This is a genomic window from Bradyrhizobium ganzhouense, from assembly GCF_049949285.1.
Lineage (GTDB): Bacteria > Pseudomonadota > Alphaproteobacteria > Rhizobiales > Xanthobacteraceae > Bradyrhizobium > Bradyrhizobium ganzhouense.
The window spans coordinates 1,923,230-1,948,027 of record NZ_CP181318.1 but is presented as its reverse complement, the minus strand read 5'-3'; the positions used below and the strand labels follow the sequence as shown (position 1 = coordinate 1,948,027).

The following is a 24,798-nucleotide window of genomic DNA, read 5'->3' as shown; positions in this document are numbered from 1 at the left end:
TCGATCTCTTCCCGCGCAGTCACAGGGGGTTGCACATGTCTTGCAGTTTCGGGGGGCACGGCGCACGGGCTGCCGGTACGGAGTGGATCTGCGCATGACTGGCGGACCGCGGCGTCGCAGAGGTGCTGCGGACGACAGACCCTTTGGATGATGGCGTTCCTCGGGTCACTGCGCCTCGTAGCTCCGCCGCAGTGGATCTGTCGTTTCGTGCTCGTGACCTCGGGTCTGATCGGCCGTGCGTCAGCTACAGCATGCGCAGGACGTTAATCCTGGCTGCAGTCGCAGCCACCACAATGGGCTCTCAAACGATGACGGCCGCTCGATCTGCCGATCAGAGATCGTCGGGTATGCCGGCGATCGCGGTGTCGGCGTCTCCGCACCTCAAGCTTGACCGTCCGGCGCTCCCTCCTATGGCATACACCATGTTCTGCCTGCGCTATCAGAATGAATGCCGCCTCCGCCTCCTGTTTCGCGGCGGTCCGGTCCACCTGACCGAGGCACGGTGGGCAGATTTGAAAGAAGCTAACCAGACGGTGAACAGCGCCATTATCCCGGAAGCCAGTGAACCCGGTCCCCCCGTGGAAGCCTGGCTCATTGATCCGGAGCGCGGCGACTGCAACGACTACGCCGTCAGCAAGCGCCACCAGCTTCTACAGCGTGGATGGCCGCCGCGAGCGCTGTTGCTCGCCGAGGTCGTGACCGCCTCGGGCAAACATCATCTGGTCCTGGTGGTACGGACTAAGAGCGGCGACCTCGTGCTGGACAATCTGACCCCGCAGATCCGATCGTGGTCGCGTGCTCCCTATCGCTGGGTTCGAGTGCAGTCGCCAGGCGATCCGCGATATTGGCGTACTATCGCGCAGCGCGGCGAGTAAGCGCCTCACGGAGGAGATCGGAGATGTTCCCGGCTAGCGCCACGGGCGCACTGCAGATGATCGAACCCCTGGGTGACTTCGTTCAGCGCGCCACCGGTCGGTCTCCGACCGGCGCCGCAACTGATCTGCGGTCCGCACTCTGATCGGCGGCCGTCAGCTATGGCGATATCGCTGGCAATCAGACCGCATCGCGCGGTGGTGAGATCGCTCTCTCAAGGCCCCGTTTTGATTGATCCATTCTCTTTGTCCCTTGGATATTTGCCTGGCGTGGTCGCGCGTCTGGGATCTGCGGAGCTTCGCAGGCAGAGCCGGCGGACATCACGCCTCTTTTGGCCGCTCCGAGAAAAGAAGGATGATCACGATGAATGAACATCAGAGCCGATCGGACGCTCTCACGGACCGCGATTTGCAGTGCCGTCGGTATTGTCCTCCTCCAACCTGAAGGGGAACAGATTCGCTATCACTGTCCCCCGCATCGTATCCCCGAAGCATTTCGAGGAGATCGGCTCTTCAACCTCGATTTGGCAGCAGCAGACGAGATGCATGGTTTGGAGCGAAAGGCAGATCAAGCGGATCGATCACGCTGAACCGTATCAGGAGAGTTCACCTATGCGCTGCCCGAAATGTGAGGCCGACAAATGGTACGAAGTTGCAACGCACGATCCCTGGAGCGGTCGGCCGGTGATCGCCTGCAAGATCTGCGGCGAATATGCCGAGCTCGAGGCGCTCAAACGTGAGGATGCGCACGATGTGATTGCCCGGACGCTGGCGGCTGACTTGGTCGGTGAGGGGCAGGCTGACGCGCTGGCCCTTGCGAGCAAGATTCTCCAAGCGCTAGAGAATGCCGGCCTGACAATCATCCGCTCCTGACGCGATTTCCCTCGACCTACCTCATTCCGTGCCCGCGGAATCAGACACGACCGGGGTCTCGTTACACTGGCATCCGCGACGGGTTGATGTCTGTCAAGACTCGATGATCGGTCGCAAAACTGAAGCCCGGCCTATTGGAGCTTGACGGGGCCTGTGGAAGTGCCCGCAGACGTGGTCTCGACCGTTAGCCATGACGATGGAGCCGCTTGTCTCAATGCCGGTGATTGCGAGGAGGCACATTTTGTTGTTTTGAGAGTGAAAAAAGCTCCACTCGGCCATCGAAAGGGCTTGAACCTTACGCTGCGTAAGATTGTAGGCTTGCGGTTGCGGCGAAAGCTGGCTTGGCTTGCCACCGCCGAGATTATTGAGCCGGCAGAATATCTGGCTATTCGCTTGACGTCGGCGGCTGTTGCTAAGGAAGAACAGATGATACCCGGGCGAATGACGACAACGCTCACCTCAATCGACCGCATGTTTCTGAAGATTCGGGAACTAATCGATACAGACGACTCGATCCCGCTTGAGCTTCGTGCGTCGCTGCACACGACACTGGACAGACATCTTCGCCTGGCAAAGGAAGGATTCTTCAAGGCTCCTGTGAGGAGCCAATAAGCGGCTTGCCTTGCCCGGCTCCTGCTCGGTTTGCTCGAGGAGCCCGGTTTTCGGTCAAGTTGTCCGAATTCACAACCATTTCCGCGGTAGCAAACGTGGACTTTGTGACAGTTGCTTTAGCGGGATTCACCGCACGCCGATATACTTCTGCATTTGGATGCTGACGCGCCAGTTGCGTACAGTTGCCTCTCGGATGCACAGCTCCGTCGCTTTCCGGCTTTGGCTCAATGGTTGTAGCCATATCTCTGGCTTGAGCGCATACTCGATAGGCAGGCTCAGCAGGTTTTGGATGTCGGCAGGCTTGCCCACCGGGTGTTTGATCTCATTGGCACGCAGCAAGGCCTCACCGAGAACGGATCGCCGACCCGGCATGCCAACTTTCGGACTAACGGTCACCCATGTGTAGGGATGCGCCTGAATGGCTTGGGTGCCCGATGTCTCCAATTGCACCGAGAATCCGGAACCGACGAGCAGCGTGGTCAGTGGCCGCAGGTCGTACAGCGCGGGCTCGCCACCCGTAATCACGACATGCCGGGCGCTGAACGTCTGCACCGCGAGCAGGACGTCTTCCGGCGACATCATGGCCCAGGTGTTGGTGTCCTCGGTCTTGATCATCATATCGGCTATCGACACCCGCCGCTCTGGATCGACGAACCAAGTGTGCTTGGTGTCGCACCAGGGACACCTGACCGGGCATGCCTGCAACCGTACGAACACGGACGGTGTGCCCGCCTTGCAGGCTTCCCCTTGGATGGTTTCAAATATTTCGTTAATCGGCAGCATGGCCTGCCTCCCGATAGATAGCGCTGTTCGCGCCGTGCTCCTTCACCTCGACTGACACCAGCCGGCAACGTGGAGCAAGTCCTTTTTTTAGCAACCAGTTGCTGCCGACACGGTAGACGTGTTCGGAAAACTTTTCACAGCCAACTGCCGGCAGCACAATGATGTCCGCTAAGCCGCGCCGTGCGGCTTCGCGGAACCATTCAAGCTCGGGGTCGTCCGCGGCCACGACCGTCTTGTGGTCGAACGTACCTTCGAGGATCGCCCTCAGCTCTTTGAGGCCGCCAAAATCGACGACCCAATTCTTGTCATCCAGGATGTTGGCTTCGAACTCGAAACGAAACGACAGCGAGTAACCGTGCAGCAGGCGACAATGCGACTTTGCGCGCCACTGGCGGAATGTGGCAGATAGGCCGACCTCATGGCCGTATGTCTTCGTCGATAGGTATGTCACGCCAAGTCCTTGATCTGCGCCACAAATTCGCGACGCATTGACTTGCTGTCGCGGAAGGCTCCGCGCATGATGCTGGTCGTCATGATGGTTCCGGGTTCGCGAACACCGCGCCAGACCATGCACTGATGCTGTGCCTTGAGGACGACGGCCAATCCCTTCGGCTTGAGACGGCCCTCGAGCTCGTCCGCCAGCATGACGGTCGCTTCCTCTTGCAGGTGGGGTCGCGACAAGATCCAGTTGGCGAGGCGTACAAACTTGCTGATACCGATCAGCTTGTCACCAGGCAGAACACCGACCCACATGCGGCCGGTGACGGGGACAAGGTGGTGGGCGCACGCCGAACGCACTGCGATAGGGCCAAGCGAGTAGACCTCATCCAGGCCGCTGTCGTTCCGAAACTCCGTGACCTCGGGGGCAGCCTCAAAGCGGCCGGCAAACACCTCGCGCACGTACATCTTGGCAATTCGCTTCGCGGTCTCCTGCGTATTGTGGTCGCGATTGGTATCGATGACCAGGGCATCCAGCACGGCCTGCATGTGCCGCTCGACCTCGGTCTGTATCACCTCAATGTCACCGGGCAGCAGGTGTTTTGCGATGTTGGCGTTTGGCGCAAACGACACGCCAGCTTCGAGGAGGCGTTTACGAATTGCCTGCGTTGAGCTTATCAAAACGTCCTGCCTGACACTTTGCCCTGTTTCCGCCGAGCACTGATCTGCGGTCCGATCGCGTGATCCGCCTACCACATCTGATCCGTTGGCCGAAAGAACTGAGGAATGGCCGCCTGGACAAAACGCATTTGGGGCATAAGCTGCGATTGAGAGCACTTCAAAGACCGGACGCTAGTCAGCGGTGCAGGCGCACGCTTTTCAATTTGTACAAATCGATACATCTGAGATGAACTCCTGGGCTGGTCGCTGCGAGGACCGCAATTGTTGAAATGGGTCTTCTCATCTCTAGCAATCAGCATGCCGGATACGACGCTGCGCGAGGTTGCCCGAAGGAGACCATGGGCTTTGCGCCGCTCGTGCGGATGGAATACGTCGCCGCATTCGCCCCCAGACATGGACGTCTTCGACCCGACGGCGACTGATAACGGCCACTCATTCTGCGACCCAATCGGCTGCCAGAGACATGACGCTCCCCCTAAGTGGACCCTAAGTGGGGCTAGAGTCCGCGGCCGAGCGGCTCGATCTGGAAACCAAGAGGCAACGCCAGAAAAAGAACGTCTCGGCCGCAACTGTGCGACGTCTTCTCGCCGACCTGGTGGGGCCAATCACCATATGCTGTTGACGCTCCCGTTCGGTGCAGCGCATCGGCTCTGAGCTTCACGCTGTCAGATGCTTCAGCGTCGAGTTGCAGGCTTGCTCGGCATCGGCGAACGTTGTGAAGGGCGAGCCAGCGATCTTGATTGCGCTACGACTTCGATGAAGCGGGCGCCATGACGCCACATAGCCGGGACGTCCGTGAAAGCCGTGGCCTGCGCGGCTCGCATAAGCGATCACGAAGGAGAAGCCATGTCCGCTTGCACTCCACACGTCCAAATGTTCGACGGCGCAGTGGAATCGCAGGATCATCGCCACTCGTAGCCTGCAACTTTCGGCTTAACGCTCTGTCCACCCACCTACTCTGCCCCGGCGTAAGCTCGTCGACGGCCGCTGCTCGTTCTTGCCGATCGCGCGAACCTCTCCCCGGGTCATGAGCCTCGGGCCAGAGCGGCAAGCTCGGTTTCAAGCTTGGGCTTCTGCTTGAAAATGGTGTCGATCAAGGCTTGCGCCGGTTGCTCGGCAGCATCCACGATGGCTGCCTTCTCAGCGCGTGCCGAGGGCGCGAACACGCGTTTAACAACGGTTGGCGAGCCCCTGAGACCGCATTTTGAAACATCCTCGACGCCAGCCTCCTGGGCGTTCCATTTTACAATCGGCGCTCGAGCGGCGCGCAATGCATCTGCCATTGCGCCACGGCGAATCTGATTGGTCGCTTCCATCATGGTGATGAGCGACGGCAGCCTTGCGCGCAGCACCTGGGTGCCGCCCTCGGAGCGCCGCTCCGCTTCGATTGTGCGCGCGGTGAGATCGACAGTCATGATCTTGGCAACATAGGTTAGCTGTTGGACAGCAAGCCGCCTTGCGATACCTGGCCCGACCTGCGCGGTGTCGCCATCGATTGTTTGCTTGCCCGTGAATATGAGGTCAGGCTGGCCATAATCCTTGCCGATCTTGCGGATGGCGGTCGCGAGCGCGTAGGTGGTTGCCAGGGTGTCCGCACCCGCGAAGCAACGGTCGGTCAGCAGCACCGCGCGATCGGCGCCGAAGGTGAGGGCTTTCCGTAGAGTGTCCTCGGCCGAGGGTGGGCCCATTGTAAGGACGGTGATCTCACCACCAAAATTGTCGCGCAGATCGAGCGCAGCTTCGAGCGCGAACAAGTCGTAAGGATTGATGATGGTTGGTACGCCCTGGCGCATGATCGTGTTGGTCACAGGGTGCACGCGGATCTGTGCGGAATCAGGGACCTGCTTGATGCAGACGACATTGTGCATGTGCTTCTCCAGAGACTTTCAAAATCCGGAGAAAGCACAGCAAATGGCGTACCATTTGCGATTTAAGGCATGAGTCCATGAAAACAACGAGTTCTGAGGGCCTGACGTGCTCCAACACGTGCAGACGCATTTCGGACATTCGTCGTCATCGCGACAGCGCTATGGTCGCACCGACACCACACCGCTCATCGCTCAGAAACGCTTGATCTCGATGCCGTATTTCCTCAGCGCGTAGCCAATCTGGCGGGGAGTAACGCCAAGCAGGCGCGCCGCCTTTGCCTGAACCCAACCCGACCGCTCCATGGCCGCGATGACGCGCTCGGGATCGGTCATCTGTCCGGTACTGACGAGGGCGGCGCCGGCTGGACCCAGCCCAGCCTGCGCGTCCCGGACAGGCGGGACAGCGCCGGCGGCCGACCGACCGGCTTCAGCGCTGCTCGGCTTCGGGGCCCCTGCGCAAGTCGGGCGCGCATGCGGCGCCACGTCTTCAGATCCCCCCTTCCACAGCATCGCCGAAAGGCACTGGCCGTGGCAGCAGGCGAAGTCGTCTCTGCAGATCGAAGGTCCTGGGGCGAGGGTCGCTGTCCGCTGCACGCAATTTTCGAGTTCACGGACGTTACCCGGAAACCCGCAATTCATCAAAATGTCCGTCGCACCTTGATCGAATGTCAACGTGCGGCCGTTTTCGCTGTTGAAATTCCTGAGAAACTCGGCGGCAAGCAGCGGAATGTCGCTGCGCCTTTCGCGCAGGGGCGGCAGCAGCAAGGGAACCACGCTCACACGGTAATAGAGGTCAGCGCGGAACCCGTTATTTGCGACCGCTTCCTCCAGGTTTCTGTTCGTGGCTGCAATGACGCGAACGTCGACTTTCATGGTCTGATTGCTGCCGACACGCTCGAATTCCTGCTCCTGCAGGACGCGCAGCAGCTTTGCCTGAAACGAGGGCGAGATCTCGCCGATCTCGTCCAGAAACAGCGTACCCTTGTCGGCCAGCTCAAAGCGCCCCTTGCGCGAACTGAAGGCGCCGGTAAAAGCACCTTTCTCATGGCCGAACAATTCGGACTCCAGAACGGTCTCGGGGAGCGCCGCACAGTTGAGCTTGATGAACGGCCGCTTGGAGCGCGCCGAGAGGGCGTGAATAGCCTTGGCCACCAGCTCCTTCCCGGTACCGGATTCGCCGCGCAGCAGAACCGTGCTATTCGATTTGGCAACCACCGCGATCTTGTCGAGCAGCGCGCGAAGCGCCGGACTATCGCCAATGATGCCTTCCACATTGACCTTCTTGCGCTCGCGAGCGGGTTGCTGGATTTCGGCCAATTGCTTTTGCAATCGATCCTTTTCCGCCATCAGTCGCTCGCGGTCTGTCGCAAAGAGCCGATGCAGCTTCACGGTCTGCCCGACCAGATTGGCGATCATGGTGAGAAGTCTCACGTCGTATTCGAGCCGTATGCTTGAGCTGTCGTCCAGAACACGGTCGATGGTCAGCGCGCCAACTGCTTTCGCGTCGATCCGAATGGGAACGCCGATGAACGACACCCGTGCGTTATCGGTGGCACCGAGCACCTCGAGGTCGGCCGTCGTGAACGCCGAATGGACTGCGATGTCCTCGGCCACGAGCGGCATGTCCGTCGCCACGATCTGATCGATCGCTTTCGGTGGGAGCCGCGTCCGGTACCGCTCGTCGCTGCCTTCGGTCCAGCCGACGCCGACCGTAATGTCTGGCTGGCCATCATGGTCGAAAAGCGAGACGATGCCGTGCCGCATCTGAACAAACGAATGCAGAATATCCACGACGTTGGCCAACGTGAGCTCGAGCCGGCAGGGGGCGGCGAGTATCTTCGAGATTTCGAAGATCCCGACAACGGCGCTTTCGTGCAGCGTTACAATGGGAACAGTTTGGCTCGTCTCCGACACTGAGTCAGGCCTTTCGTGTGCGGAAGCGATGTTCAACATGACGACGTCTCCGTTATTTTCAGCATCCTCCCTACCATCTTGTTTGGATTTTGCGAGTTTGATGCTGCGCCTGATGCTCGTGCGCAATTCAGGTCGCTAGCTAGACATAGCGCTCTTTCATGGCACTGCTATAAACGCATCGTGGTCCTAACGTCCTTGTTATGAGGTCGTCCTGCGTTCACAGTGCGCGGCACGAGTTCCATGGACCTGCATCAACGATTTTCCGACTCCATCTGTAGCCGACCGCGAGCCGTCGGCAACCTTTGAATAACAATTTGGCGCATGCGTCATCTTTTTCCCGATCAGAATGGGATTTTTTCCCGGCCAACCATTGAAATGCGATGCTAGCGGTCTCTTCTGGTGCAGTCCCATGCGAGGAGCGCCGATGTTTTGCAGGGATGCTCATTCCTCACCTGCGACAAAACGCCTGCTCGCGCATGCAATCGACATTGCCCGGAATCTGACGCGGTGTGCTGGTGCGTGCGATTTCGCTCGTAAGAATCGGGAACCTCGCTTTGCAAGGAGGCTGATCGCTGCTTGCAAAGGCAGGCGAACGCGCAAACGCCGGCGATCAGAGTATCGATGTCGGCGGTTGCTCTTAGCTGACGAACAGGACCACGCGGTTCACATCGGGTCCCCGATTCAAGTGGAATCGGCCGAGCGAAGTCTTGACTGAACTCGTCAACGGCGCGCTTGGTGACGTCCGGCGCCGTCGCAGGAATGCTACCAGTGTCGATCGATGCATGCGACCCGCGAGCCATTCTTCGACGTCTAGTGCGGCGAATAATAGCTGCCGATATCTGCCGCGATTGACCTCGATCTTGACACTGGTTGCAGGGTCGCAGCTGGATCGCTCACGTTGAAGCGGCGGATGCGTGCAGAGCGCCATCGGCCAGCCGGCTGCCCGAGACGCGCTCCAGAAAGGCACTCGGGATTGCGCGAAGCCGCGGCCGGAACCAGCGTCTTGCGTCCTCGCTCCGGGATGCTGCCTTCGAAAAGCGTGAGGCCGATGGGCGCCAGTCGTCGGCTCCGGCCCGACTGAATTTCCCACGTTCTTCGCCAGGACCGAGGCACGAACACACACTTTGTTCCCATAGCGCCATCTTTGAGCGCGTTGCAGGATCTGGGCCACTGCAATCAACAACGTAGAAGTTCGAAGCCAAATGTCGTCTCGCGAAGGGGCGCGGACTCAGGACATGGGCTGTGTTTGCTTTCTGACAAAGGGCGGAATTCCAACGGTCGATTGCCCGAGAACCGTCCAGCGCTCGCCCCGGCGACCGATCTTGCCCCGTGACACCTGCCGAACCGCCCCTTGATTCGCCGCGCGCGCTCTCAAAGCCCGAGCTCAGCCCAACGAGCGTTCAGCCACGAGCTTGCGCGAATTCGTGCGACGAGCACGTCGACAGGACTTGATTCGCACGTAGCGTCAAATTGTAGCTTCGGCAAACAGGTCGCCACGGCCTTCAGAAAAGCCGGCGTAGGTCAGTGCCTCGCCGGGGAGCATCGCATGACGCTGCCAATGTACCGACTTTCAAACCAAGGCTTGCGGCTCGATCGTGCTGGGACTGCAAGGGCTGGCTTAGCGACCCGGCTCGGCTGCGCGCAGTCGGCTGAGATTGACAGAGCGATCGCACCGTCGCGAACAAACAGCCAGATCGTTCTTGCGATGCGCTGCATCTTAACCGCCGCTTTTTGGCTCGTGCACCGCCAACGAGCCAAGCGACGCCACGTCAGGTGCACGAAACGGATTTCTCGCTAGACCGTCAAGCACACTCCTAATGGCGACTGCCGTCTGCGCATCAAGAGGGACAAGAATATGGTCGATGCAAAACTGCAAAGTGTGCTCTCTTCTCTGGCGCAGCCGGCTAAGGACCTAGAAGCCCAGTCGCCCGGCCAGCGGGCGCCAGATGCGCGTTACGTGAAACTAAACACCAATGAGAACCCATTTCCACTACCAACAATGGTATGGCGAAGTGCGATCTCGGCGCTCGAGCGTCAGTATCTGTATCCGGAAGACGATAACATCGGCTTGAGGGAGGCTGCCGCCAATGCCTACGGCCTCTCAAAGGACCATGTGATCGCCGGCAACGGATCGTCGGAGCTTCTCGGCCTGATCTACAGGGCCTTTCTTGCGCCGGGCGACAGCGTCGCAATGCTGTCTCCCGGGTTTTCGTTCAATCGTAAGCTAGCTGTGTTGCAGAGCGCTAAATTTCTTGAAGTTTTGTGGAGCGACTCGCATTCGATCCCGATTGATCAGCTGCTCTTCGGTCCGGCAAAGGACGCCAAGTTCATCTTGTTAGCCAACCCCAACAATCCGACTGGGACGTTCGCCCCCATCGCCGACATCGAACGCCTCGTGGCACAATCTGACCGCTTGGTCGTGTTGGATGAAGCCTATGTCGACTTCGCACCTGATAACGGTCTACGGCTCGTCCGCCGCTACCCCAATCTCCTGCTCCTCAGAACGCTTTCAAAGAGCTATGCGGCCGCCGGCATTCGCGTCGGCTTTGGCCTTGGTCATCCAGAGCTTATTGGACGACTGCGGAACATCCAGAACGTCTTCAACATGAATGTCATAGCGCATGCGGTCGGCGTCAGCATCCTTTCACATCGCGCGGCCTACGAAGAGAACCATAGACATATCAGGCACGAGAGAGAACGGGTTGCGGCCGCACTGCGTCAGTTCGGGTTCCGCGTCGCGCCCTCTCATACCAATTTCTTGCTGGCGCGTGTCCCGAACGGACAGGACGGCAGGTGGTGGCACGCCGCACTGGAGAGGGAAGGAGTACTCGTTGCCGTTTTTCCAGATGACGGCCTCGACCACTGCATCCGCATCAGCATTGGCACAAACGAACAAATGGACTCGTTCTTAGCTGCAGTTGCCGCGATCTCAGAACGCCTGAAGCGAGGTGGATAGCCAACCGCGCGTCGATGTCCACTCCCTTCGTTATACCGCTGATGAAACAGGAAGCCGATGATAGCGGCTCGAGCCAAGCAAGGACCCATGCAGGTGACGGCCAAGTAACCGCGCATTGAGTGCTTACCCCTGCGCGTGTGCAGGGCTGAATCGAGATAACGATCTCGTGCGCTCGACGCACGGGCACCCATCGAAGTTCAGACCCGACGGTCGTGAGATGTGGCCATAATAAATGCGGCGCCCTTAAGCCCTCCTGGGGAACGGGCAGGCATTCCGCCCCAACAAGGATCGATGCAAATGACACCTTCGTCAAATCTCACCTGCGGCATTTTCGACCACCTGGACGACGACGGCCGCGATATTGGTCGTCAATACGAAGATCGCCTTATCTTGGCGGAGGCATACGATCGCCTCGGCTTCTATGCGTATCACGTGGCAGAGCATTGCACGCCCCATGGAAGAGGTCCTTCGCCGGGTCTTTTCCTGTCGAGTCTCGCCCAGCGTACGCGGCACCTTCGTCTCGGCCCATTTGTCATGCTGCTCAACTTCTATCATCCGCTCCGCGCTTTTGAGGAGATCTGCATGCTTGATCAATTAAGCGGCGGCAGGCTCGAGCTGGGTCTCGGACGGGGTGGCCTTCCAGTGGAGTTAAGCTGTTTCGGGATTTGCGAGGACGCGGCGCCAAGCCGGTACGAGGAAGCCAATGACATTTTCCTAAAGGCCCTGACGGGCGGAGCCTTGTCGTACCAAGGCCGACATTTCCAGTTGAACGAGGTTCCTCTGACATTAACGACTCACCAACGTCCATCTCCCCCGATATGGGTGACCACCAATCGGCTCGACACGGCAATTTGGGCCGCCGGCAATGGCGCGAACCTCGCCTGCGTGGGTCCCTCCGCCGGTGTTCGCAAAATTTCCGATGCTTACCGCACACATCGAGAGCGCAGCCCCAGCGCCCCTGATCGCGGGCCACTTGTTGGATTGCTGCGTATGGTCGTGATTGGGCGATCCGAGACGGACGCTTATTCGCTGGCTAGATCCGCCTACGAGCAATGGCTGCGGAGCTTCAAATTCCTTTACGAGCTCAATGATATCCCGACGCCACAGGCCTTTCCGCTGACATTCGATGCGGCAATCGAGAGCGAATTGTGCGTCGTCGGAACACCAACGCCCGTCCGACGCCTTCTGCTCAATCAGCTGGAGGAGGCAGGCGCAAATTACCTGCTTTGCCAGCTCGCATTTGGGAATTTACCACTAGATGCATCCCTATACGCCGCAAGAACCATCCAATCCGAGCTGCTAGGCCATCCCTAAGTCGTCATTTGGTACACCAAGCCACCGTGACTCGTTGCCGAGTCTCCAGATGACGGCCTTGACCACTGCATCCGCATCAGCATTGGCATTAGCTGCAGTTTGCGGCGATCTCAGAATGCCTGAAGCGAGGTGGATAGCCAACCGCGCGTCGATACCACTCATTTCGTTATCCCACTGATGGAACGAGAAAACGATGATAGCGGCTCAAGCCATGCATTGACCTATTACAGCTGACGACCAAGTGGCCGCGCATCGAGCGCTTACCCCAGCGTCACGGAGGCGGAACGGAACAACGATCTCGTCGCTCGACCGCACGGCACCTATCAAAGCTCAGACCTGACGCTCGCGAGATGCGGCCAAAACAAATACGGGCCTTAAGTCCCGCCCTGAAAACGAGCAGGCCTTCCCCCTCAGCAAGGATATATTCCAATGACACACCAGCCTTCGTCAAAACTCACCTGCGGCATTTTCGATCACCTGGACGACGACGGCCGCGATATTGGCCATCAATACGAAGATCGGCTCATGTTGGCGGAGGCATACGACCGCCTCGGATTCTATGCGTATCACGTGGCAGAGCACCATTGCACGCCCCATGGAAGAGGCCCTTCACCTAGTCTTTTCCTGTCGAGTCTCGCGCAGCGTACGCGGCACCTCCGTCTTGGCCCATTGGTGATGCTGCTTAACCTCTATCACCCGCTCCGCGCTTTTGAAGAGATCTGCATGCTCGATCAATTGAGCGGCGGCAGGCTCGAGCTGGGTCTCGGGCGGGGCGCTCTGCCGGTCGAGTTGGGCTACTTTGGAATTTGCGAGGATGCGGCGCCAAGCCGATATGAGGAAGCCAACAACATTCTCCAGAAGGCCATGCAGGGTGGAGTTCTGTCCTACCAAGGCCGACATTTCCAGTTGAGTGAGGTTCCTCTGACATTAACGACTCACCAGCGTCCATCTCCCCCCATATGGGTGACTACCAATCGGCCCGAGACGGCCATCTGGGCCGCGGGCAATGGCGCAAACCTCGCCTGCGTTGGGCCCGCCGCCGGCGTCCGCCAAATTACCGATGCCTACCACACCCATCGAGAGCGCAGCCCCAGCGCCCCTGATCGTGGGCCATTTGTTGGATTGCTGCGCATGATCGTGATTGGGCGATCTGAGGCGGACGCTTATTCGCTGGCCAGATCCGCTTACGAGCAATGGCTGCGGAGCTTCAAATTCCTTTACGAGCGCAATGACATCCCGACGCCACAACCCCTTCCGCTGACATTCCATGCGGCAATCGAGAGCGAATTGTGCGTCGTCGGAACGCCGAGCTCCGTTCGAAACGTTCTGCTTCATCAGCTGGAGGAAGCAGGCGCAAATTACCTGCTTTGTCAGCTCGCATTTGGTAATTTGCCGCTAGATGCTTCCCTCTACACCGCGAGGACGATCCAATCCGAGTTGCTCGACCAATCCTGAGTCATCATTCCGCCGTTTCAACAGCAGCTCGCCTTTGCTCGTTCGCGTTTGGTCTATGCGCGGAATCACCCACGACCTCGACCTTCGCCTACTCCACCAGGCGTTGGTCGCGTTGAAACAGGCATCACGACGAATGCGTTCGTCCGCGTTTGCAACGCGCACGTTCAGTCCAATTTCCTCCTCTTGCGCGCGTGATCTCTGAATTGCGCGTATCCTCCGAGGCAGGAACGGCGTCAGCAGTCGCGAACGCCGTTTCCACATCGGGCAGATCGGCCTGGCGGCCGAGGCGTGCATGCAGCGTGATCCGGTCGAGCTCGCCTTCCCACCAGGACACGAACACAACGGCAACGCCATTGCCTATGATATTGGTGAGTGCGCGCACCTCGCTCATGAACTTGTCGATCGAGAACACGATCGCCATCCCTGGCACCAGAGCCGGGTTGACCGCGGACAGGGTCGCTGCCAGCGTGATGAAACCAGCTCCGGTGACGCCGCTCGCCCCTTTTGAGGTCAGCATCGCCACGATCAAAATCGTGAGTTGCTGGTCGAAAGCGAGGTCGAGCCCGAGGGCGCGCGCGATGAACAACGTCGCGAGCGTCATATAGATGTTGGTGCCGTCGAGATTGAAGGAATAGCCGGTCGGCACCACGAGGCCGACCACGGGCTTCGAACAGCCCAGCCGCTCGAGCTTCTCCATCAACTGTGGCAGCGCACTCTCTGAGGACGATGTGCCGAGCACAATCAAGAGCTCGTCTTTGAGATAGGCGATGAACTTGAAGATGGAGAAGCCGACGAACCGCGCGATCAGGCCGAGAACCACGATCACGAATAGCGCGGCGGTCGCGTAGAACAGCGCGATCAATCCGATCAGATTGGCCAGCGCCGCGGGTCCGAACTTGCCAATTGTAAATGCCATGGCGGCGAACGCTCCGATCGGCGCGGCCTTCATAATGATGGCGATCACGCCGAACACGGCCTGCGCGGCGTCGTCGATCGTGCTGCGCAGCCTCTCGCCGCGCTCTCCGAGCGCCATCAGTGAAAAGCCGAGCAGAATCGCAAACAGCAGCACCTGCAGGATGTCACCGCGCGCGAGCGCGCCGACCACGCTGTCTGGAATGATGCTAAGAACAAAGTCGACGAACTTGGTCGCCTTCGCCTGCTCGACATAATTGGCGACTGCGGTCGCATCGGGCTTGGCGGCAAGGCCGCGGCCGATCTGGAACAGATTGCCCATGACGAGACCAATCACGAGCGCGAGGGTGGAGACGATCTCGAAATAGACCAGCGCCTTGATCCCCACCCTGCCGACCTTCTTCGCATCCTGAATATGAGCGATGCCGGAGACCACGGTGCAGAAGATGATCGGCGCGATCACCATCTTGATGAGCTTGATGAAGCCGTCGCCGAGCGCCCTCATCCAGTCAGAGGTGGCAAGCGACGGCCAGCCCCAGCCGACGATGATGCCGAGTAGGATTGCCAACAACACCTGGACGTAGAGGACCTTATACCATGACCGAGAAGCCCGCGCGGTTGGCGCAGCTGCAATGGTTGTCATAACGCTCCTCCCAGGTTTGGCGGCGATCCCGCTTGACGGGTTATCGGAGCAGTTCCGACACCATCCCGCGAGCGAACTTCTGACCAAGGAATCGTAGGCCAGAGCATCTCGATGACGAGCGGGTCTCTCGCTCTTCATCAAAAAGCGCCGATGGCGTTTCCTTTACGACTCGTTCACTGCCGACTTCTGTCTTGGCCAGGCCAAGGATTGGCTTCGAGTTGACTGCGCTTAAGCTCGTTTGGAGCGCTCAGCGACAAGCGCATCATCGTTGTCCGGATCAAGGCGACTGCTTCTTGTCTCCCAAGCCGCAGCGAGCGCCTGATACATATCCGCGATCAGGTCGCTTGCGTCCTCCAAGCCCGCGTGAACCCGAATCAGCGGTCCAGCGAGAGCAAGCGATGGTTCCGCGCGTTTCACTGGGTCAACATGCATCACGAGGCTTTCATATCCGCCCCAGGACCAGCCGATGCCAAAAAGCCGCAGCCTATTGAAGAAAGTCGAAAGCTGCGGCTGCGACATCGGTTTCAGCGCAACGCCAAAGAGGCCGCTCGCCCCCGAAAAGTCTCGCTTCCAAAGCGCATGGCCAGGATCGTCCGGACACGCCGGGTGCAAGATGTGGTCGATGGCTGGATGCGACTGAAGGCTTTGGGCCAGCTTGAGGCCATTGTCCCAATGACGCTTCATGCGGACGGCCAGGGTACGCAGTCCCCGCAGGGCCAAATAGATGTCGTGCGGCCCAGCGATCTCCCCGAAATCATGGGCACTTGATCGCAACGCCGACCACGCCGATTCGTTGGCGGTCGCGACACCAAGCAGCGCGTCTGAATGGCCGACGATATATTTGGTCGCCGCTTGGATCGAGATGTCGACGCCGTGCGCAAACGGCTTGAAATACAGGGGCGTTGCCCATGTGTTATCCATGACCACTAGCGCATCGGCGCGACGGGCGATGGCAGTAAGCGCAGGGACATTTTGCACCTCGAACGTGAGGGACGAAGGTGATTCCAGATAGATGGCCCGGGTCTTCTGGGTGATTTTCGCCGCAAGCCCTGCAGGCTGCGTTGGAGAGAAGTATTGCACCGTGATCTGAAGTCTTGAGAGAACCTCGTCTGCAAATGTCCTGAGAGGTGTATAGACGCCATCGCTGATCAGAGCGTGGTCGCCTGCGCGCAGAACGCCGAGAAGCGAATGCGTGCAGGCAGAGAGCCCCGACGGAAACAGGAGCGAACGATAGCCGCCCTCCAGTTCGCAAACGGCAAGCTCGAGTGCGCGGGACAGAGGCGAGCCAAAGCGGCCGTAGTTCGCCGTCGGATCGCTCTGCCTGCGCGATTCGTATTCCTCCATGGATTCCGAAACAACTGTGGAGCCCCGGTAGACGGGCATGTTGACCATCCCCGAATGTTCGGCGGGCGCACGACCGAGACGAGAAAGCCGGGTCTCGATGTCCAGGTCCTTGCTGTCCTCCAGGTACTTCATTGCTTCTTTCTTCTGAGATTGTGTTCGGCCTGGCCGGGGGGAAGGACACCAGGTGCGGTTCGGATGGGCCTAGTCGATGCGAGTCGTTTTCGTAGGTCGCCTCCTCGCTCTAAATGAAATCGGCTCGCTCCTTCGCACCAGAACCACCTGCGTTGCGTGCGCCTCATCAAGATTGGTTGCACATCAGGACGGCGCAGCATCAAAGCACGCTCCCTTGTAAGATCCGCCAACAGGCCGGCATTCACCGCTCCTACTAAGTCGAGCCAAGTTCTTTAAGCGCCATCGAAGCAAGAGGCGGGCCAAACCTGCTGGGCCCTCGATCGCAACGGCTCATCGTGACTGCGCAGCGACGTGGACGTCGCGCGCGCTTTGTCGCGAACGAAACACATCGTGTTGAGAACCCGCCACCATCGGGCGACTATGTTCGAACTGGCTTTTTCCAGATGATGTTGTGAACGATGTCGACGAGCAGCGCGCGTGCCGCGTTTGATGCCAGTGCAGTCTTGATCGTTTAAACGTTCAGCCCACTCACGGACCGTGACGTGATCCATCATGAGGGACCAGATAGTGGCTGCGTCCGGTTTCCGGGTGACGATCAGAGGAAATGGAACGACATGATAGCGCTCGCTCGATTCTCTGCGATCGTCGCTGCTTCAGTGTGCGCGCCTGTCGTGATCGCTCTGGTTCGAGTGCAACGACGCCACGACTTCATGCCGGAGTTGACGCGTACATCCTTGGGTTCGATACACGGTGGACCTACTGCGTGTTTGTCGGCTTGATCATGATTGATGAGCGCGCAACCTGACGCGGCGTTAGATTCAAGCGCTTCTGGAAGCGAGAATGTTGCGCGACAGCTACAGCAATTCGCGACAGCACTGTTAAGACGCGCGTGGCGCAGGGGACATGTGAAGGAGCGTATTCGAAATGAAGAAGTTGTTGCTTGTGACTGCCAGCATCGTCGGGTTGATCGGGGCAGCGCCCGCATTCGCCGCCGATCTCGCTCAGCAGCCCATCTACACCAAGGCACCGCCGATGCCAGCACCCGTCGCGGCCGCAATCTATGACTGGAGCGGTTTCTATCTTGGTGCCAATGGCGGCTGGGGTTCGACCCATAGCTCCTGGGATTTTGGAGGCGTCACGCCCGAGGGCTCTCACGACGCGAGCGGCGGAACCGTTGGAGGCCAGTTCGGCTATCGCTGGCAGACGGGCCAGGTGGTTTTCGGTGTCGAAGGCCAAGGCAACTGGGCCGATTTCAGCGGCTCCAATGTTAGCGCCGCCTTCCCGACGAACATCAACCAGACCAAGACCGGGTCGTTCGGCCTGCTTACGGGCCAGGTCGGCTACGCCATCAACAACGTGTTGCTCTACGCCAAGGGCGGTGCCGCGGTGACCGGCAATACCTATCAGATCAACACTCTCGCCGGCGCGCCGCTGGCGAGCACCGACAATACCCGCTGGGGCGGCGTGGTCGGGGCGGGCATCGAACTCGGCTTCGCGCCGAATTGGTCGGTCGGCGTCGAGTACGACCATATATTCCGGCACGACGCTAACGTGAACTTCAGCACCCCCGCGGGTGCGGTCGCTAGCGATCGCGTCGGGCAGGATTTCGACCTGCTGACCGCGCGGCTGAACTACAAGTTCTGGGGCCCGGTCGTTCTCAAATACTGACTCCATCGCGTTAGAGCGGCGGATCGAGAGCCCCGGCCCCAGGCCGGGGCTCTTTTTTCAGCTGTTCATTTGCCTCCAACAATGAGCTGCGCGCCTTCTCGTGCAGGCCAGGTGTTGCGCCACGACGTTAAGCTTGCGTGTCGCATCGGTTGAGTGTGTTCAGGTGACCGCCAACGGGAACGGTCTGATGGCGCTGGCGTGGCTGTGGCGGTGCTCCTTGCCGAGCATCTGACGCGGCGTTTTCCGTGTGCGATATTGTGCGCCCGAGCTCATGCGAACGCGCCGCATCGCTCGGCGACGATTGCCTTGACGCGCTCCTCTATGGACTTGGCGCCTTCGCCGTCCCGCGCCATTGCTGGCAGCGAGATGGCGCCCGCGGCTTTGCGCGTCGCCGCCGTGACGCTCGCCATAGCCTCTTCCGCACGCGCGATGGAAAGCTGGATCGTGCGGGCGAGCGTCAGAAAATCACGCGGGGTGAGCCGTTCGTCCTCCCCGTTCAGCTTTAGCGCCATGCGATCGCTGGCGAGGCCGGGAAAGACCCGCGTGGTGACAGCATCATAGAGCGGCGCGAACCGGACGCTTTCAAATTGCCGCGCGCCCGGCGCGGCGACACTCAGCAGCGCCAGGTTTTTGAGGTGCATGTCCCCGTCGGCTATCAACCACGCGAACAGTGCGCGCCGGAATAGAATATCGAGATCGTCGGCGGGATCGGTGGACAGCGGTCGAAGCCCGCGCGCCACACGCTCGATGGTGCCGTCGTACCTGGCCGACGCGGGCAAGTCGAGCACCGAGCAAAAGTCCTCGAGCGCAAGGCGGCGCTTGTCAGCCTTATCTCGCCTGATGTCGAACCGCTCGACGACCAGCGCAGGCGCCATGCGGTCGGGCATGCCGACGAGCGCCGCGTCGGGAACGACAAACCCCGCTGCGCGACCGAGTTCCAGGCACATCCATTCGACGATTGGCAGCGCCTCGAAGCCGGCCGTCCCGGCGGGCTTGAGGATGTGAGTGAACGGCGCGTCGATCGCCGCGATCAGCGCGCCGTCGGACGTCAGGCACATCGGCGCCTTGATCTGCACGCCGGACAGACGAGGCGTTTCCGCGCGCTCAAATAGTTGCGCGAGATTCTCCTCGAAGCTCTGCTCCAGCTCACCCCTCGACGGGCCGACATAGCGTCCTATGAACTGCCCGCGCTTGGCAAACTTCGCGAGCGGCGCCTGCAGGACGTCGAGCGGCAGAGCGTCTAGCTCCTTCTTGGTGGCAACGACCGCGATGTTCGACGTGAACCGCTTGCCGCGCCGAATGGCGTCGCGATTATCGCGCTCGTGAAGAACCTGGGCGAGCCAGCCTTCCGGCAAGAGGGACTCCACAAAGGCTGGCAGCCTGCCGGGCGCCGTCTGGCGGACGAGCGGCGTCGCCGTATTTGCCGCAGCCTTCCAGCGCCATTCGAAGCCGTCATGCGTCAGGCGGCCGAGGGGCTCGCCATGCCAGGCCACGATCCGCTCAAGCGCCGCCTTGTTCGCAGCGGCCTTGCCGAGCGCCGGGCATGTCGTCAGGTAGCGCTCGGCGCCCTCGCCCTCGCGATACCATCCGTTCTCGCGAGCCAAAGCCCAGAGCGCGTCCGCCGCCGCTCGTGGTGATCCAAACTCCTCGACCAGCTGCGCGGCCATGTCCGCGCGAAGCTCGTCGGTGATCGCGCTGGCGTGCTCGCTTCGGAGGCGGAAAGCTTCCAGGAACCGCTGGCGCGGCGACGACACCTCGATCCTGATCTCGCCCTGATCGTCGCCTACGATCGCAGGCGCTGTCGACGGATGTGCCGGCGCCTCGTTCTGGACGATTTCGAGAGTGCGAATCCTGGTGTGCTGATTGCGACGTCCGCTGAGGAAAAGCCGACCGTCAGAGGTTGGCCGCAGGAGTGCAGCCGAGGCGGACGAGAGATAAGCGGCCGGGTAGAGATAATGTGCGATGCGCACGGCGTGGGCCAAGACCGCCGTGTCGACATCGGCATTGGCTTGGGCATAGACCCCGCGGACGAGCTGAATGAGCACGCCTGGACATGGGCGCGTCGCCTGTCGATGGTCTCACCGACCAGGAGGATCGTCACAGACTTGCCCGCATTTCGGATGCGCGAAAGTCGCCCAAATCGAGCCAGTTTGTCAAGGACGATTACGCATTTCAGATGCGCGAAAGTCAGGGCCGCTCCGAACCGGTCGGTTCAGGCGAGCAGCCGTATTCGATCGGCCTCAAGCCGCGCCAGTCGATCCTGCAGACTCGTCCTGCGCCAGCGCGATCAGCGGCAACATCTGCGGCGTGATCGCCGCACTCTGTTCGGTGATCAGGTTGGCCGGGACCGCCACTTCCTGATGACTGCCCAGGCTTGCCGCCAGATCGGCCAGCACGGGCCTTGCGAACAGGGTGCGCACCTCCACCCCCAGCGACAGCTGCCGCAGACGCGCCATCAGCTGCACCGCCAGCAGCGAGTGGCCGCCGAGCTCGAAGAAGTGGTCGTGGCGTCCGACCCGCTCGAGGCCGAGCAGCTCGGCCCAGATCTGCGCGAGCGCGGTCTCGATCTCGCCCTGCGGGGCTGCGTAGCTGGCCCGCGCAAAGGCCGCATCGTCCGGAGCCGGCAGCGCGGTGCGGTCCAGCTTGCCGTTCGGCGTCAGCGGCAGCGCCGCCAGCCGCACCAGCGCCGACGGCACCATGTAGTCCGGCAGCCGCGCACTGAGGTGCCGGCGCAGCGTCGCGGCCAGATCGGCCAGATCGGCGTCGGTCGCATGCTCTGCCGCAACGACATAGCCAACCAGGCGCGGCTCGCCGCGACCATCGTGTTGCGCCACCACCACCGCCTCGCGCACCAGCGGGTGCTCGGCGAGCCGTGCCGCGATCTCGCCCGGCTCGATCCGGAAGCCGCGGATCTTGACCTGATCGTCGTTGCGGCCCAGGAACTCCAGATTGCCGTCCGGCAAGTAGCGGGCGAGATCGCCGGTCTTGTACAACCGGTCGCCGGCCTCGCCGCTGAACGGATCGGCCACGAACCGCTCCGCGGTCAGCTCGGGCCGGTTCAGATAGCCGCGGGCAACGCCGGCGCCGCCGATATGGATCTCCCCCACCGCCCCGAACGGAACGGGCGCGCCATCAGCGTCCAGCAGGTAGATCCGCGTGTTGGCGATCGGCCGGCCGATCGGCAGCCGACCGGCTGTCTCGTCGATCGCGGTGATCTCGCAGACCGTCGCAAAGGTCGATGTCTCGGTTGCGCCATAGCAGTGCAATAGACGTTGCGGCCTACACTGGCGCAACACCCGTGCGACCACCGCCACATCGACTGCACCGCCGCCAACCAATAGCAATCGCAAACTCGCCAGCACCGGCGCCAAATGATCGGCGCTCCGGTTGAACAGTCCGGCTGTCAAATGCAGCACGGTGACGCTGTTCTGCTGAACCAGCCCGCACAGGATATCCGGCTGCAGAACGGCAGTGTGTGGAACAACAATCAGGCGCCCACCGTGGAGCAGTGGCGCCCAGACTTCCAGCGTACTGATGCTAAAGGCGGGATTGCCCACCCACGCTACCCGATCACTCCAGCTAAACTCCGCATATCCATTGTTGATCACAAGCCGGTTGACGGCACGATGAGGAACAGCAACCGCCTTGGGAACGCCAGTCGACCCCGACGTGTACATCACGTAGGCGGTGGCCTCGGCGGCCAATGTCAAGCCTGGATCGGCATCACATCCCTCTCCAGCGATGATTGGCTCAATGGCCTGAACAGGAATGGCAGCCTCGACCTCGCCGTCACTGTCGGTTGCCGTGAGCACCAGGCGCACAGCACAGTCAATCATCATCCAGCTCTGTCGCGCGGATGGAAGCCCCCGATCGATCGGTACGTAGACCGCGCCTGCCTTCAGAATGGCCAGCTGCGCCACGACAAGGGCGATGGAGCGATCCAACACGGTCGCGACGCGATCCCCCGGCTTGAGTCCAAGCCCAATGAGATGATGCGCCAGCCGGTTCGCCCGGCTGTTGAGCTCGCCATAACTTAAGTCTGTCTCCGCATCGACCACCGCTACCGCATGCGGCACTTTCCAGACCTCGGTCTCGAACAGCTCATGGATGCACTTATGCGACGGATAGGGCTCAGCCGTTCGGTTTAGTTCCTCCAAGAGGTAGGTGCGCTCTTCACCTGACAACAGCGCAAGCCGTCCCAGCGGCTGCTCTGTATCGGCCATCACGGCGTGCAAGAGATTGTTCAGATGCGTCGTCATCCGCTCGATTTGCGTGGATGGCAGCCGACTTGCATCAAAGTGCCATCGAAAGCTTCCATCGAGCACGCGGATTTCCAACGTCAGCAAATCACCACATGGAGCCGCGTCCGAACTCGGGCGCGACGCCAGATCACCAGCAGCGGAAGAGCCGATGTCGCTGATGGTGATGCCAATCGGCCAGGGTCGGCAGGACCGTACCATCCCGATCTCCCGCAAGGTCGGGCAGCGCGCGATCAGGTCCAAGGCAAAACTATCGTGCGCTCTCAGAACGGCGCATTCGGCCGCTACGACCCTGTGCACCTGCGCAAAGTCATGAGCAAGATCAATGGCCACCTCCATTGGCACGACGGAGGCGACCAGCGCCTCACCCGCCTTCAGGCCCGCTTGCGGCCGCTTAGGTGCGGGCTCCCAGCCGAGTTGAAGCTGAGATTCACCCGTGATGCGGGCAAGATAGATCAGGAAAGCCGCTAGTACGCACTCCGTGCGATCGATCGGCAGCAATTCGACCAACGCATCAGGGTTCAGCCAAGCGCTCGACTGCCGTCGGGGCGACACCTCTTGTGACGACGACACAAAGGGAAGCTGCAATGACTTGAACCGCTCAAGCCGCTGTCGCCAAAAGCTCTCCCGAGGCGCCAACATTTCATGGGCAACAGTCATGCGGGCGCAGCTCGTCGTCGCTTAGAAATAGCATTGCGAAAACTCCGGCTAGCGCACCTTCACGCCGACAACGTAGCGGTCCTCGCGTTTGGCTTTGATCGAAAGACTGAACGGCAACGTAGGGTCATCGAGGATTGATCCTGAGGAAAACGGCGCTTCGAACAATTCCCCGTAGTTGAAGTTCGCCGTCGTTTTAGCCGGCACGATGCTCACCGGGCTCTGTCCAGTCGGGATGACGGCATCAACGCTATAGACAAGGACACCGTCGCCGGTGGTTGTGCCATCGTGGCCTCGAATCGGCTGAGCAAGTTCGATCGCGTACACTTTCGATGGATTCGACGCACCGTCGGCTGGTACCACAATCATCGAGGTTCCTGTGCTGCCTGGCAATGGTGTGAGGACAGTCTCACACTCACCGTGCGCCAGGTACGCCTTGCGCTCGTCTGCAAGCCAGCCAAGTTTGTGGCGATGCCAGCCGATCAGCGAAGTCCCCCGAAAGATATCGCCCATGATGTCCCAGGAGCCGATCGTAAATCGCGGTGGCTCGAAGTTATAGAGATCAGGCAACCCGAGGGTGTGGCACACCTCATGACACAGGTTCATGTGGTTGTTGGTATAGCTGTCCTTGCCGAAGGTCACGCCCCAACGAACCGGCCCCGTTGGAGTCACAGGTGCATTGATCGGCGTGGCGATAAAAGTTGGTGAAATAGCAATCCCGTCGGTCTTCGCGCCAACGACAAGCAACAGGGGGTGGGTTCGGACATCGAGTTCTGGGAAAAGTGCTGCGGCGTCTGAGATATAGTCCTTCTGCTGCTGGAAGGTAAAAGGTTTGTTGGCGCCGGTGTAGCTGGTGGAGGGCTTCGGCATGCGTCGCCAGCCAGGAATTCTGGCAATCTCGAAAGTGAGGCGCCCGTACGACTGGTCCCTAAACCATTTCTCGGCCCTACCGTGTCCGGTGAGAAGATCGGCTATCCCTTCCGTGCCGCCGACATCGCCGGGTGCGTCAGCGAAGTCCACAAACACCATCATGGCTCTCAGCGCCCCAATAGCTGGGTGGCTTCGAGGGTCCGTCTCACCTTCGCTCAAATAGGTATTCCACTTTCGGTCAAGAACCGGGATTCGGTCCGGCCCGGCGAATCGCGCCGGGCCTCCGGACATCACCGGAAGCCACGCTGAAACTCCAAGGGCTAACACATTACGACGCGTGATCTCTGACATGCTTGTCTCGAAGTCGCCTCCAGTCCGGGCCTGACATTGCCCAGACTTCATTTTGAACCTGTCGAAGGGCAGAGCGTCATCATGAGCACGCTGTTCTGTGCAGCGCGGACGCGAGATTTGTCCGATCTCTCGCGATGAAGCTGCAACAAGCTGAGTGCTTGCGCGAGCAGAGATTATAGAAGTGAACCGAGCTCAC

The 24,798-nt window shown here is 60.3% G+C and carries 19 protein-coding genes; 7 read left to right on the top strand and 12 right to left on the bottom strand.

Annotated features, from left to right (window positions below; genetic code table 11):
• The first annotated feature begins 347 nt into the window (after positions 1-347).
• The 3 genes from ACLFLU_RS08990 to ACLFLU_RS08980 all read left to right on the top strand — a co-directional run bounded on the left by ACLFLU_RS08990 (position 348) and on the right by ACLFLU_RS08980 (position 2,357).
• A complete protein-coding gene (locus ACLFLU_RS08990; RefSeq protein WP_426411868.1) occupies positions 348-875 on the top strand; it encodes a transglutaminase-like cysteine peptidase in 528 nt (175 codons plus the stop codon).
• Between the two features lie 423 nt (positions 876-1,298).
• The gene (locus ACLFLU_RS08985) at positions 1,299-1,745 is read left to right on the top strand and encodes a hypothetical protein (protein ID WP_426411867.1); all 447 of its coding nucleotides are present in this window, start codon (positions 1,299-1,301) and stop codon (positions 1,743-1,745) included.
• 171 nt (positions 1,746-1,916) lie between these two features.
• Positions 1,917-2,357, top strand: coding sequence for a hypothetical protein (locus ACLFLU_RS08980; RefSeq protein WP_426411866.1), 441 nt, complete (start codon positions 1,917-1,919; stop codon positions 2,355-2,357).
• 126 nt (positions 2,358-2,483) lie between these two features.
• Here the strand turns inward: ACLFLU_RS08980 and queE are convergent, their stop codons facing one another.
• The 6 genes from queE to nifA all read right to left on the bottom strand — a co-directional run bounded on the left by queE (position 2,484) and on the right by nifA (position 8,080).
• Positions 2,484-3,140, bottom strand: a complete 657-nt coding sequence (gene queE, locus ACLFLU_RS08975) for a 7-carboxy-7-deazaguanine synthase QueE (protein WP_426411865.1) — start codon at positions 3,138-3,140, stop codon at positions 2,484-2,486.
• Positions 3,127-3,591 (bottom strand): 6-pyruvoyl trahydropterin synthase family protein, encoded by a 465-nt coding sequence (locus ACLFLU_RS08970; protein ID WP_426411864.1) that lies wholly within the window; start codon positions 3,589-3,591, stop codon positions 3,127-3,129. Before ACLFLU_RS08970 ends, queE begins: the two co-directional genes overlap by 14 nt.
• A complete protein-coding gene (folE, locus tag ACLFLU_RS08965; RefSeq protein ID WP_426411863.1) occupies positions 3,588-4,211 on the bottom strand; it encodes a GTP cyclohydrolase I in 624 nt (207 codons plus the stop codon). The genes ACLFLU_RS08970 and folE overlap by 4 nt, the downstream gene beginning before the upstream one ends.
• A 705-nt stretch (positions 4,212-4,916) precedes the next feature.
• A complete protein-coding gene (locus ACLFLU_RS08960; protein ID WP_426413949.1) occupies positions 4,917-5,165 on the bottom strand; it encodes a hypothetical protein in 249 nt (82 codons plus the stop codon).
• Positions 5,166-5,284: 119 nt separating this feature from the next.
• Entirely contained in the window at positions 5,285-6,127 is an 843-nt protein-coding gene (locus ACLFLU_RS08955) for an electron transfer flavoprotein subunit beta/FixA family protein (protein WP_426411862.1), read from the bottom strand.
• 192 nt (positions 6,128-6,319) lie between these two features.
• Complete coding sequence (nifA, locus tag ACLFLU_RS08950; protein ID WP_375865853.1) at positions 6,320-8,080, bottom strand: nif-specific transcriptional activator NifA; 1,761 nt, start codon at positions 8,078-8,080, stop codon at positions 6,320-6,322.
• Between the two features lie 1,816 nt (positions 8,081-9,896).
• Here nifA and hisC point away from each other — a divergent pair.
• A complete protein-coding gene (gene hisC / locus ACLFLU_RS08945; protein WP_426411861.1) occupies positions 9,897-10,997 on the top strand; it encodes a histidinol-phosphate transaminase in 1,101 nt (366 codons plus the stop codon).
• Positions 10,998-11,288: 291 nt separating this feature from the next.
• Positions 11,289-12,311, top strand: coding sequence for an LLM class flavin-dependent oxidoreductase (locus ACLFLU_RS08940; RefSeq protein WP_426411860.1), 1,023 nt, complete (start codon positions 11,289-11,291; stop codon positions 12,309-12,311).
• Here the strand turns inward: ACLFLU_RS08940 and ACLFLU_RS08935 are convergent.
• Positions 12,297-12,473 carry a hypothetical protein gene (locus ACLFLU_RS08935; RefSeq protein ID WP_426411859.1) on the bottom strand — a complete coding sequence of 59 codons (177 nt, stop codon included), beginning with the start codon at positions 12,471-12,473 and terminating at the stop codon, positions 12,297-12,299. The genes ACLFLU_RS08940 and ACLFLU_RS08935 overlap by 15 nt on opposite strands.
• Positions 12,474-12,740: 267 nt before the next feature.
• On the opposite strand from ACLFLU_RS08935, the gene ACLFLU_RS08930 reads away from it, so the two are divergent.
• Positions 12,741-13,766, top strand: coding sequence for an LLM class flavin-dependent oxidoreductase (locus ACLFLU_RS08930; RefSeq protein WP_426411858.1), 1,026 nt, complete (start codon positions 12,741-12,743; stop codon positions 13,764-13,766).
• A gap of 124 nt (positions 13,767-13,890) precedes the next feature.
• On the opposite strand, the gene dctA is transcribed toward ACLFLU_RS08930, so the two are convergent.
• Together dctA and metC are read right to left on the bottom strand one after the other, a co-directional pair.
• Entirely contained in the window at positions 13,891-15,321 is a 1,431-nt protein-coding gene (dctA, locus tag ACLFLU_RS08925; protein WP_426411857.1) for a C4-dicarboxylate transporter DctA, read from the bottom strand.
• A gap of 228 nt (positions 15,322-15,549) precedes the next feature.
• Positions 15,550-16,797, bottom strand: a complete 1,248-nt coding sequence (metC, locus tag ACLFLU_RS08920) for a cystathionine beta-lyase (protein WP_426411856.1) — start codon at positions 16,795-16,797, stop codon at positions 15,550-15,552.
• Positions 16,798-17,721: 924 nt separating this feature from the next.
• On the opposite strand from metC, the gene ACLFLU_RS08915 reads away from it, so the two are divergent.
• Positions 17,722-18,465: an outer membrane protein gene (locus ACLFLU_RS08915; protein WP_426411855.1), complete on the top strand. Its 744-nt coding sequence runs from the start codon at positions 17,722-17,724 to the stop codon at positions 18,463-18,465.
• Between the two features lie 269 nt (positions 18,466-18,734).
• On the opposite strand, the gene ACLFLU_RS08910 is transcribed toward ACLFLU_RS08915, so the two are convergent.
• From ACLFLU_RS08910 to ACLFLU_RS08900, 3 genes are all read right to left on the bottom strand, one after another.
• A complete protein-coding gene (locus ACLFLU_RS08910) occupies positions 18,735-20,447 on the bottom strand; it encodes a type II toxin-antitoxin system HipA family toxin (RefSeq protein ID WP_426411854.1) in 1,713 nt (570 codons plus the stop codon).
• 258 nt (positions 20,448-20,705) lie between these two features.
• Positions 20,706-23,384 (bottom strand): non-ribosomal peptide synthetase, encoded by a 2,679-nt coding sequence (locus ACLFLU_RS08905; RefSeq protein ID WP_426411853.1) that lies wholly within the window; start codon positions 23,382-23,384, stop codon positions 20,706-20,708.
• A 48-nt stretch (positions 23,385-23,432) separates the two neighbouring features.
• The gene (locus ACLFLU_RS08900) at positions 23,433-24,413 is read right to left on the bottom strand and encodes a hypothetical protein (protein ID WP_426411852.1); all 981 of its coding nucleotides are present in this window, start codon (positions 24,411-24,413) and stop codon (positions 23,433-23,435) included.
• Between the last annotated feature and the right edge of the window lie 385 nt (positions 24,414-24,798).